The 10556-nt window shown below is 70.7% G+C and carries 10 protein-coding genes; 5 read left to right on the plus strand and 5 right to left on the minus strand.

Going from position 1 to position 10556, the window contains the following annotated elements; all coding sequences use genetic code 11:
- Positions 1-963, minus strand: a complete 963-nt coding sequence (locus QZV94_RS05505; RefSeq protein ID WP_293676804.1) for an acetyl-CoA carboxylase carboxyltransferase subunit alpha — start codon at positions 961-963, stop codon at positions 1-3.
- Between the two features lie 172 nt (positions 964-1135).
- Here QZV94_RS05505 and QZV94_RS05510 point away from each other — a divergent pair, with 172 nt between their 5' ends.
- The gene (locus tag QZV94_RS05510; protein ID WP_293676805.1) at positions 1136-1909 is read left to right on the plus strand and encodes a glycine zipper 2TM domain-containing protein; all 774 of its coding nucleotides are present in this window, start codon (positions 1136-1138) and stop codon (positions 1907-1909) included.
- Here QZV94_RS05510 and QZV94_RS05515 read toward each other — a convergent pair.
- Together QZV94_RS05515 and QZV94_RS05520 are read right to left on the minus strand one after the other, a co-directional pair.
- On the minus strand, positions 1906-2829 hold the full coding sequence (locus tag QZV94_RS05515) for a site-specific tyrosine recombinase XerD (protein ID WP_293676806.1): 924 nt from the start codon (positions 2827-2829) through the stop codon (positions 1906-1908). The genes QZV94_RS05510 and QZV94_RS05515 overlap by 4 nt on opposite strands.
- On the minus strand, positions 2826-4004 hold the full coding sequence (locus QZV94_RS05520; RefSeq protein ID WP_293676807.1) for a hypothetical protein: 1179 nt from the start codon (positions 4002-4004) through the stop codon (positions 2826-2828). The genes QZV94_RS05515 and QZV94_RS05520 overlap by 4 nt, the downstream gene beginning before the upstream one ends.
- Before the next feature lie 48 nt (positions 4005-4052).
- Here QZV94_RS05520 and QZV94_RS05525 point away from each other — a divergent pair, with 48 nt between their 5' ends.
- Genes QZV94_RS05525 through QZV94_RS05535 form a run of 3 tightly spaced genes read left to right on the plus strand, consistent with a single transcriptional unit; the run spans position 4053 to position 7023 of the window.
- Positions 4053-4622, plus strand: a complete 570-nt coding sequence (locus QZV94_RS05525) for a shikimate kinase (protein WP_293676808.1) — start codon at positions 4053-4055, stop codon at positions 4620-4622.
- On the plus strand, positions 4619-5731 hold the full coding sequence (gene aroB, locus QZV94_RS05530) for a 3-dehydroquinate synthase (RefSeq protein WP_293676809.1): 1113 nt from the start codon (positions 4619-4621) through the stop codon (positions 5729-5731). The genes QZV94_RS05525 and aroB overlap by 4 nt, the downstream gene beginning before the upstream one ends.
- Entirely contained in the window at positions 5728-7023 is a 1296-nt protein-coding gene (locus QZV94_RS05535; protein ID WP_293676810.1) for an HlyC/CorC family transporter, read from the plus strand. Before aroB ends, QZV94_RS05535 begins: the two co-directional genes overlap by 4 nt.
- Positions 7024-7035: 12 nt before the next feature.
- On the opposite strand, the gene QZV94_RS05540 is transcribed toward QZV94_RS05535, so the two are convergent.
- Entirely contained in the window at positions 7036-7284 is a 249-nt protein-coding gene (locus QZV94_RS05540) for a DUF3297 family protein (protein ID WP_293676811.1), read from the minus strand.
- An 82-nt stretch (positions 7285-7366) separates the two neighbouring features.
- Here QZV94_RS05540 and QZV94_RS05545 point away from each other — a divergent pair, with 82 nt between their 5' ends.
- Positions 7367-9568, plus strand: a complete 2202-nt coding sequence (locus QZV94_RS05545; protein WP_293676812.1) for a S9 family peptidase — start codon at positions 7367-7369, stop codon at positions 9566-9568.
- Positions 9569-9574: 6 nt separating this feature from the next.
- On the opposite strand, the gene QZV94_RS05550 is transcribed toward QZV94_RS05545, so the two are convergent.
- On the minus strand, positions 9575-10556 hold a 982-nt coding region (locus QZV94_RS05550), incomplete at its 5' end, for an ATP-binding protein (RefSeq protein ID WP_293676813.1).

Genomic DNA, 10556 nt, shown 5'->3' on the forward strand with positions numbered 1-10556 from the left:
CTACTGCAGCCCGCTGCGCCCGATGGCGTAGAAGCGCTCGGCTCGCCGGGCCTTCAGCTCCTGCGCCGAGAAACCCTGCAGCCCCCGCAGCTCCTCCTCCAGCGCGTCTCCGACCGCCTTCATGGCGCCTTGCGGGTCGGCGTGGGCGCCGCCTGCGGGCTCGGGGATGATGCGATCGACGATCTTCATCGCCAGCAGCTCTTGGGCGCTGATCTTCAACGCCCTGGCCGCCTCGGCCGGGGTGCGCGAACCGCGCCAAAGGATCGAGTTCGCGCCCTCCGGTGGGATCACCGAATAGACTGCGTGCTCCAGGATCAGCACCCGTGAGCCGCAGGCGATGCCCAGGGCCCCGCCCGAGCCACCCTCGCCGGTGACCACCGCCACCATGGGCGACTCCAGCATCAGGGCCTTCTCCGTGGACCGCGCGATCGCCTCGGCCACGCCGCGCTCCTCCGACGAGACCCCGGGATAGGCGGCGGTCGTGTCGACGAAGCTCAGCACCGGCAGGTGGAACCGCTCGGCCAACTCGAACAGGCGCACGGCCTTTCGGTAGCCTTCGGGCCGCGCGTAGCCGAAATTGTGCCGCACGCGGCTCGCGGTGTCGCGTCCCTTCTCGTGGCCCATGACGACCACCGCCTGGCCGCGGAAGCGGCCGATGCCGCCCATGATCGCCTGATCGTCGGCGAACTTGCGGTCGCCGCGCAGCTCCTGGAACTCATCGATCAGGGCTGCGACGTAGTCGACGAAATGCGGCCGTTCGGGATGGCGCGAGACCAGGGTCTTCTGCCAGGCGTCCAGGTTGGAATAGGCCTCGACCCGCAGGGCCTGCGCCCGCGCGCGGAGCGCTTCCAGTTCGTCGTCGAGGGCGCCTGGGCCCGCCGTCTCCGAGAGCTTGGACAGCTCCTCGATCTTGGCTTCGAGATCGGCGATCGGGCGCTCGAACTCGAGGTAATGCGCGGCCATCAGGTCCTGGTCCAGAGAGGCTGCCGCCCGAGGGGGGCCAGTTGGAAGCCGCGGAAATTAGGCGCGAACCGCCAAGCTCACAAGCCGCGAACAGGTACCGGCGTTTCGCAGCGCCGGAACGCTCAAGCCTCACAGCCGTTTGGCCGCAACGAGGGGACAAGGAGCTGACAAGATGAAGAGCCTCAGGATCGGCATGGTTTCGGTGCTTGCGCTGGCGAGCGCCGCACCCGTCTACGCCCAGCAATACCGCGAGACCCCGGAATCGTCCGCCGCGCGCCAGGACTATGATCGCCAGCGCGACCGGTACGAAGCGCAGCAGGACCAGTACCGCGAGGACAGCCGCAGGTATGAGGGCCAGCGTCGCAACTACCGCGAAGCCCGCCGGGATTATGACCGCCGCCTCGCCGAGTGGGAGCGCGCGCGCCGCATCTATGACACTCGCTACGGCTACGGATCGTACGCGCGGATGTACTCGCGCCCGGTCTGGAACCAGACCTACTGGTCCAGCTACAACCCTCCGCCCTACGCCGGGTACTACGGTCGCAATTCCGCAGCGACCGGCATCAACTGCAGCACCGACAACTCCACCGCCGCCGGCGGCATCATCGGCGCCCTGGCCGGTGCTGTGCTGGGCTCGCAGATCGCCGGGCGCGGCGACCGCACCGAAGGCGCGGTCCTCGGCGGCGTCGTAGGCGCGGCGGTCGGCGCCGGCGTCGGCAACGCCAACGCCAAGTATCGCTGCGACAACCGCGGACCCTATTTCGCCTACGACGACACCATCGCCTATCGCGAGGGCCGCAACCGCTACGCCTCGAGCTATGACTACAGCTACTACACCCGCAACCGCTGTCGCCTGGCTCCCGCCCCCGTCGACTCGTACGGCCGCGACTATCGCTACGTCCGCGTCTGCCCGGACGAGGAGGGCCGCTACCGCATTACCGGCTAACCGGCCCTGGGTTTGCGCGCGAGGGGGTGCTTCGTTTGCATCACCTCGCGCAGCCGGTCAGAGGCGACGTGGGTGTAGATCTGCGTGGTGGCGATATCGGCGTGGCCCAGCAGCTTCTGCACGACCCTCAGGTCGGCGCCGCCCTCCAGCAGGTGGGTGGCGAAGGCGTGGCGCAGGACGTGGGGGCTGACCCGCGACGGATCGATGCCCGCGCCCGCCGCCGCCTCGTCCAGCACCTGGGCGAACCGCCTCGGGGTGAGCCGTCCCGCCTTGCCGCGCGAGGGGAACAGCCACGGGTTGGTCTTGTCGCCCTTGGGCAGGAAGCGCGCGCGGATGGTGAGGTAGTCCCGCACCGCCGCGCGCGCCGTGTCGTTGAGGGGCGCCAACCGCTCCTTGCCCCCCTTGCCCTTGACGATCAGGTAGGCCGGGTCCCGAGCCAACGCCGCGAGCGGCAGGGCCGTGAGCTCCGATATCCGCAGGCCCGAGGCGTAGGCCAACTCCACCATGCAGCCGAACCGCAGGCCCTGCGCGCCGTCACGGGCCGCGGCCGCGGCGATCAACCGGTTCATCTCCGCGCGCGACAGCACTTTCGGCAGCGGGCGGCCCTTCTTCGGCGCCTCTACCCGGCGCGAGGGGTCGTCGCTCCGCCAGCCTTCGCCGAGGACAAAGCGGTAGAACTGCCGCACGGCGGCGCGCCGTCGCGCCGCGGTCGCGGGGGATAGGCCGCGCGCGCCGAGGGCGGCGAAATAGGCCTCGATGTCCTCCGCGCTGGCCTCCGCCAGGCCGGAGCCGCGGGTCGCGAGGAAGGCCGAGGCGTCGTTAAGGTCGCGGGAATAGGCCGCGAGCGTATTGTGGGCGGCCGCCCGCTCCACCGCCATCATCTCCAGGAAGGCTTCGGTCCAGTCCGCGCCCTTGCTCATTTCAGGCCCGCCAGGCCCTCGAGCGCGAAGGCCCGCGCCTCGTCCATCAGCCCGACGCGCGCCAGGGCCCGGACGATCCGCACCCGGTCTCCCAGCGCCGGGCCCGCCGTCCCGGCATCGGCGCAGGTCCACAGCGCCAGGAGCGCCAGCTCGCCCATCCGACCACCGTCCGCGGCCGCATCAAGGGACAGGCTGCGCCCCACCGGCCCCTTGCCCTCGGGGACCGCGAAACCCGCCAACCGCGTCCGATCGGCGCCGGAGAGCTCCGGGACGAGGGCGGCGACGAGCAAGGCCGCCCCCTGCAGCCGCGCCCGGGTCTTCGCGTCGGCCTCGGCGGCCGCGGCGATCAGGGCCGAGACGGCCTCGACCGGGGGCGGGCCGGCGGCCAGCGCGGGCGCCAGGCCTCCGATCGCGCCGTCGATAGCGCTGACGTCGAACGTGGGCGACGGCGGCGGCGCGCCGCTGATGGCGGCGGCCACAGCCGGCGCGGGCTTTGCGACCGCCAGGTCGAGATTCAGGGCCTTGGAGAGCGCGAAGTCGAGGCCGCCGCGCAGCGAGGCGGCGCCGGGCGGGGTCTTGGCGAGCCGCGCCGACAGCAGCCGCGCAAAGGTCGCGTCGCGGCCCTGCGACTGGGCGAGGTCGAAGGTGAGCTGGGCCTCGGCCATTCGCCCTGCCTCGGCCTGGCAGAAGGCGCGCAGGCGCAGCCAGTAGGTGTCCGTCCGGCCCTCGGCCAAGGCGCAGGCGCGGGTGTTGTCGCCGGCCAGCAATGCGCTTTCGGCGGCGGCGCGCGCCAGCTCGGCGTTTCGCTCCACGCCCGGCTCGCGCTCCAGGATCCGAGACGCCGCCGCCACGTCGCCCAGCGCAAGCAGCGCGCCGGCCCGCGCGCCCACCAGCGCCTCGTCGCCGACCGCGCCCTCCGGCCCGGTGGCGCCGGTAGCCAGGACCCGCAGCGCCAGCGCCGTTGCCGCCGGCGACAACGGCTTCGCGGCCAGCACCGGCAGCACCATGCGCGCCGTCTCGATCGGCGTCCCGCGCCAGAGTTCGGCCGGCAGTCCGGTGTCGCGCCCCGCGGTGGAGAAGGCGTCCGGCGATGGCAGGGTGGTGACCAGGACCTGCGTCCAGGCCGGCGCCGCGGTCAGCAGCACGGCGGCTGCGATGGGGGCGATACGCAACATGGCGTCATCCTACCCTGCGTCGTGTGGTTGGCGCGAGGGCGTCGCGTCATGCTAAAGCCTCCCTCGCCCATGGACCCCTACGAACCGCTTCGCCAACGCACCATCGCACTCGTGGGCCTCATGGGCGTCGGCAAGTCCAGCGTGGGCCGCAGGCTGGCCACCACCCTTGGCCTGCCGTTCCGCGACGCCGACACCGAGGTGGAGTCCGCCGCCGGCCGGACGATCCCGGAGATTTTCGCCGACCTTGGCGAGCCGGCCTTCCGCGATGGGGAGCGGCGGGTGATCGCGCGCCTGCTGGAGGGCCCGGTCCATGTGCTGGCCACAGGCGGCGGAGCGTTCATGAGCCCGGAGACCCGCGCGCTGCTGAAGGCGCGCGCGATTACGGTTTGGCTGAAGGCCGATATCGAGGTCCTGGCGCGCCGCGTAGGCCGCAAGGACACTCGCCCGCTGCTCGCCGGCAAGGACCCGCTGGTCGTCCTGCGCGAGCTTGCCGAGGTCCGCTACCCCGCCTACGCCGAGGCGGATATCACCGTGGAGACCGGCGACTCGGCGCATCAGGTCGCCGTGACCCAGGTCCTCGAGGCCCTGACCGCATATGTCGGCGAGTGCGCGAAATGAGCCGCACCCTGCCTGTAGGCCTCGGAAGCCGCGCCTACGATGTCGTCGTCGGCGAGGGCCTGCTGGACGCGGCGGGGCGGCTGATCGCACCGTTCCAGACCCGCGGGCGCACCGCCGTGGTCAGCGACGAGACGGTCTGGGCCCTGCACGGCGAGCGGCTGACCGCCGCCCTCGCCGCCGCGGGCATCGCCGCCCTGCCGGTGATCGTACCGCCCGGCGAGCAGACCAAGAGCTTCGATGGCCTGGCCGATGTCTCCGACCGCCTGCTGGCGCTCGAGCTCGACCGCGGCGACCTGATCACCGCCTTCGGTGGCGGGGTCGTGGGCGACCTCGCGGGCTTTGCGGCGGCGATCTACAAGCGCGGCATCGACTTCGTGCAGATTCCGACCACCCTGCTCGCCCAGGTGGACTCGTCTGTCGGCGGCAAGACCGCCATCGACACCCCCAGGGGCAAGAACCTGGTGGGCGCCTTCCATCAGCCGCGGCTGGTGCTGGCCGACCTCTCGGTGCTCTCCACCCTACCGGCGCGCGAGGTGCGGTGCGGCTACGCCGAGGTGATCAAGTACGGTCTCCTGGGCGACCTCCGCTTCTTCGAATGGCTGGAAGCCAACGGCGCGGCTGTCCTGGCGCGAGAACCCGATGCGCTCTCTGCCGCCGTTGCGCGTTCCATCGAGATGAAGGCCGAGATCGTCGCCGAGGATGAACGCGAGCAGGGCCGCCGCGCGCTCCTGAACCTGGGCCACACCTTCGCCCACGCGCTGGAGGCCGAGGCCGGCTATGGCGGGAGCCTGCTGCACGGCGAGGCGGTAGGCTGCGGCATGGCGCTGGCCTTCCGGTTCTCGGCGGCCCGGGGGCTGATCGGGGGCCAGGACGCCACCCGGGCCACGCGCGCGATCGCCGCCGCCGGCCTGCCGACGACCCTCGCAGAAGTCCCTGGCCATCCTGCCGAGGCGGCCCGGCTTGTCGTCCACATGGCCCAGGACAAGAAGGCCGAGGGCGGGCGCCTCACGTTCATTCTGGCCCGCGCGCTGGGCGCGGCGTTCGTGGCGAAGGACGTGGACCCCGTCGCGGTCCACGAATTCCTGGTCGCCGAAGGAGCTCTGCCGTGATCTGGGCGATCCTCGCTGCCCTCGGCCCGTCGCTCATCTTCCTGCTCGGCCTGGCCGCGCTCGTCTCAGCCGCCGAGACGTCGATGACGGCCGCCAGCCGCGGGCGGATGCATCAGCTGGAACGCGAAGGGGATCCGGCCGCGCGCCGGGTCAACCGCCTGATCGGCAACCAGGAGACCATGATCGGGGCGATCCTGCTCTCCAACAACGTGCTGAACATCGGCGCCTCGGCGCTGACGACAGCGGTCCTGACCTCGCTGTTCGCCCCCGGCTCGGCCATGGGCCCCCTGATCGCGACCGTGGTGATGACCGTGCTCGTCGTCATCTTCGGCGAGATCCTGCCCAAGACCATCGCCATCGCACGGGCTGACGATGTCGCCCGGACCCTGTCGGTTCCGACCTACTGGCTGGTGCGCGTCTTCGGACCGCTCGCGGACGGCGCCCAATGGATCGTGCGCCAGACACTCAGGCCCTTCGGCATCAAGCTCGACATGGGGACCGACGTGCTGGCCGCCCGCGAGGAGATCCGCGGCGCGGTGGAGTACCACCACTCCGAGGGCCTGGTGGAGAGCCGCGACCGCTACATGCTGGGCGGAGTGCTGGACCTGGGCGAGATGGACGTCTCGGAAATCATGGTGCACCGGCGGACCATGGAGACCGTCGATGGCGCGCTCAGTCCCCGCGAGGTCATCTCAGAGATCCTTGCCAGCCAGCACAGCCGTATCCCCGTCTATCGCGAGGAGCCGGAGAACGTTGTCGGCGTGCTGCACGTGAAGGACCTGGCCAAGGCCATTGTCGCCGCCGACGGCAATCTCGACGCGGTGGATGTCGACGCGTTGCTGCGCGAGCCCTGGTTCATCCCGGAGACCACAACGCTCAAGAACCAACTGGCGGCGTTCCTGAAGAAGCAGAGCCATTTCGCCCTGGTGGTCGACGAGTACGGCGGCCTGCAGGGCATGGTCACGCTCGAGGACATCCTCGAGGAGATCGTCGGCGAAATCGACGACGAGCACGATGTCGTGGCGGCCGGGGTCAAACCCGTCGGTGACGGCTCTGTGGTGGTGAAGGGCTCGGTGACAATCCGCGACCTCAACCGGGCCATGGACTGGGACCTGCCGGACGACGAGGCGGTAACGGTCGCCGGGCTGCTGATCCACGAGGCCGAGGCGATCCCCGAGGTCGGCCAGACCTACACCTTCCATCGCCACCGCTGGCGGGTCGAGGCCCGCAAGGGCGCCCGCTTGACCTCCCTGCGCATCGAGCCCCTGCCGCCGCTGCCGGCCGAGGACTGAGCGCAGCGGCCGCTACCCCTCGCGGAAGTAGGGCTCGACGGGGCCTTGCAGCTTCACGGTCAGCGGGTTGCCGTGGCGGTCCTTGGAGGCCCCGACCGAGAGCCGCACCCAGCCCTCGCTGACGCAGTATTCCTCGACGTTGGTCTTGTCCTGGCCCTTGAAGCGGACGCCGACATTCCGCTGCAGCACCGCCTCGTCATAGAACGGGCTGTTGGGGTCGACACTCAGCCGGTCCGGGAGTGCGGGGGTCTCTTCGCTCATGGCGCGGGAGGTCGCACGAAGTGGCGGCCGGTTCAACCGCGGCCGGATTGCCAACTGCATTCCAAGTCTGTTCAAGAGCGTCATGAACGTCGCCGCCGCCGTGCTAGCGGCCTTTGTGGTCGCCCTCCCCGCCATGGCCGAACAGCTTCCTCCGCAACGGGTCTTCGATAGCCCCGACCTTTCCGGACCCCGCGCGCGCGGGGTGAAACTTTCGCCCGACGGGCGGGCGGTGACCTACATCAAGACCCGCGCCGACGACCTCCTGGTCACCGACCTGTGGATCGCCGAGGTGGCCGGCGGCGAGCCACGCATGCTGCTGGATGGCAAGGCACTGGCGCCGGAGAACCGCGAACTGTCCGAGGCGGAGAAGGCGCGGCGTGAACGGGCTGGCGTCGCCACCCGCGGCGTCGTCGACTACAGCTGGGACAGCCAGGGCAAGCTGATCCTGGCCCCCGTCGAGGGCGACCTATGGGTCTATGACGTGGCCGCCAAGGCCGCCCGCCAGCTCACCCGCTCGTCCGCCGACGAGATCGACGCCAAGGTCTCGCCAAGGGGCGGTTTCGTCTCCTTCGTGCGCGACGACAACCTCTATGTCGTCCCCGCCGCCGGCGGCCCCGAACGCGCGATCACCGAGGGTGGGACTGAGCTGAAGAGCTGGGGCACGGCAGAGTTTATCGCCCAGGAGGAGATGGACCGCCACACCGGCTATTGGTGGAGCCCCGACGACACGGCCATCGCCATCGCCTTCGTCGACCAGACCGGCGTCGACATCGTCGAGCGCCCCGAGGTGAACGCCACCGGCGCCCGCGTCGTCCCGCAGCGCTACCCCCGCCCCGGCCGGCCGAACGCCAGGGTCGACCTCTATGTCCAGGTTCTGGCCGGCGGGCGCGTGAAGGTCGACCTGGGGGACGATCCGGACATCTACTTGAGCCGGGTCAACTGGGCGAAGGATGGCAGGACGCTCTACGTCCAGCGCCAGAGCCGGGACCAGCGCCGCCTGGACCTGCTGGCCATCGACCCGGCCACCGGCGAGGGCAAGGTGATCCTGTCGGAGACCAGCCCGCATTGGGTCGAGCTGACCGACGACTTCCGGCCCCTGGCGTCCGGCGATTTCCTGTGGTCGTCGGAGGCGTCCGGCTATCGCCACCTGTACCTGCACGGCCGCGACGGCAGGCGGATCCGCCAGGTCACCTCCGGCGACTGGCCGGTGGAACAGATCGAGGGCGTGGACGAGGCCGCCGCCACGGTGATCTTCGCCGCCCACAAGGACACGCCCCTGGAGCGGCGGATCTATTCGGTGTCCTACGCCAAGCCCGGCCCGCCCAAAGCCCTGACCGGCGCGGGCGGGAACTGGACGGTGACCGTGGCGGAGAAGGGCGGAGCCTTCGTCGGGACCTACAACGACCCCAGGACGCCGCCGAAGACGGCCCTCTACCGCGCCGACGGGACCCGCGTGCGCTGGATCGAGGAGAATGCGCTCGAGGCGGGCCACCCGTTCTGGCCGTATGTCGACCACCTGCGCGAGCCGACCTTTGGGACCATCAGGGCCGCTGACGGCCAGATCCTGCACTGGTCAATGCGCACGCCGCCTGGCTTCGACGCTGCGAAGACCTACCCCGCCATCGTCCAGGTCTACGGCGGCCCCGGTAGTTCCATGGTCCAGAAGGCCTGGATGGCGCCGGAAGACCAGCTCCTGCTCGACGCCGGCTACATCCTGTTTCGCCTCGACAACCGCGGCACGCCGCACCGCGCCGTCGCGTTCAAGACCGCCATCGACCGCCGCATGGGCCAACTGGAGGTCGACGACCAGATCGCCGGCGCGCGCTACCTGCAGACGCTGCCCTACGTGGACAAGGCCCGCCTGGGTGTCACCGGCTGGTCCTACGGGGGCTACATGACGCTCCTGCTGCTGACCGCGCCGGACACCCCGTTCCGCGCCGGCGTCGCCGGGGCGCCGGTCACCGACTGGGCGCTCTACGACACCCACTACACCGAGCGGTTCATGGGCACGCCGGCGGACAACGCCAAGGGCTACGCCGCCACCGAGCTGGTCGCGCGCATGCCGAGGCTGCCGGCCGGCTCGCTCCTGCTCATGCACGGCATGGCCGACGACAACGTCACCTTCGACAACTCCACGCGCATCCTGTTCGCCCTGCAGGCGGCTGGGACGCCATTCGAGACCATGGTCTATCCCGGCCTGCGCCACCGGGGCGGCTGGACGCCGAAGAACCGCATGCATCGCACCGTGCAGACGATCGACTTCTTCGACCGCAGGCTGAAGTAGCGCCGCTCAGGCCGCGACGCTCTCGGCGCCCGGCCGCGGGAGGACCGCCTCTATGGCGCCGATCAGGGCGGCCGTCTCGATGGGCTTGGCCACGAAGCCATCCATGCCGGCGGCCAGGTACTCGTCGATCTGGTGGCGCATGACGTTGGCCGACAGCGCCAGGATCGGGGTCGCCGCCCCGCCGCGCTCGGCCTCCAAGCGGCGCATGGCGCGCGTCGCGTCGATGCCGTTCATCACCGGCATCTGGATGTCCATCAGCACGATATCGTAGAGGCCGGTGCGGAAGGCCTCCAGCGCCTCCGCCCCGTCGGCGGTGAGACGCAGCTGCACGTCCAGCGGCTCCAGCAGCGCCGCCAGCAACAGGCGGTTGGTCTTGTTGTCCTCGGCGGCCAGGATGCGCAGTGGGGGCAGTTCCAGGGCCGCCTCGGCATCTTCCTGCTGGGCGGCCGCGGAAGCGACCCACGCCAGCGGCAACTCGAAGGTGAAGGCCGAGCCCCGGCCCTCGACGCTGGTCACCGAGACCGTCCCGCCCAGGAACTCGATCAGCTCGCGGGAGATGGCCAGCCCCAGGCCCGTGCCGCCGAACTTGCGGGTCGTGCTGGGGTCTACCTGCGAAAACCGCTGGAACAGTTGCTCCAGCCGGTCGCGGGCGATGCCGGCGCCGGAGTCGGCCACCGTGCAGACGATTCCGTCCTGCGTGCGGCGCACCGCCACACGGATTTCGCCGGAGGAGGTGAACTTCACTGCGTTCGAGGCCAGGTTGGCCAAAACCTGGCGGAATTTGCCGCCGTCGCCGCGCCAGATGCCCCGGGCGGCGGGCTCGACGTCTACCAGGAAGGCCACGTCCTTCTGGTCGGCCAGAGTGGCGAAGCTGCGCGTGGCGGCCTGCACCTCGCGCTCCAGGTCGAAGTCGTGGACGTCGACCTCCATCCGCCCGGCCTCGATCTTCGACAGGTCGAGGAGGTCGTTGAGGATGCCCAGCAGCGAC

Source organism: uncultured Phenylobacterium sp. (assembly GCF_902826855.1).
Taxonomy (GTDB): domain Bacteria; phylum Pseudomonadota; class Alphaproteobacteria; order Caulobacterales; family Caulobacteraceae; genus Phenylobacterium.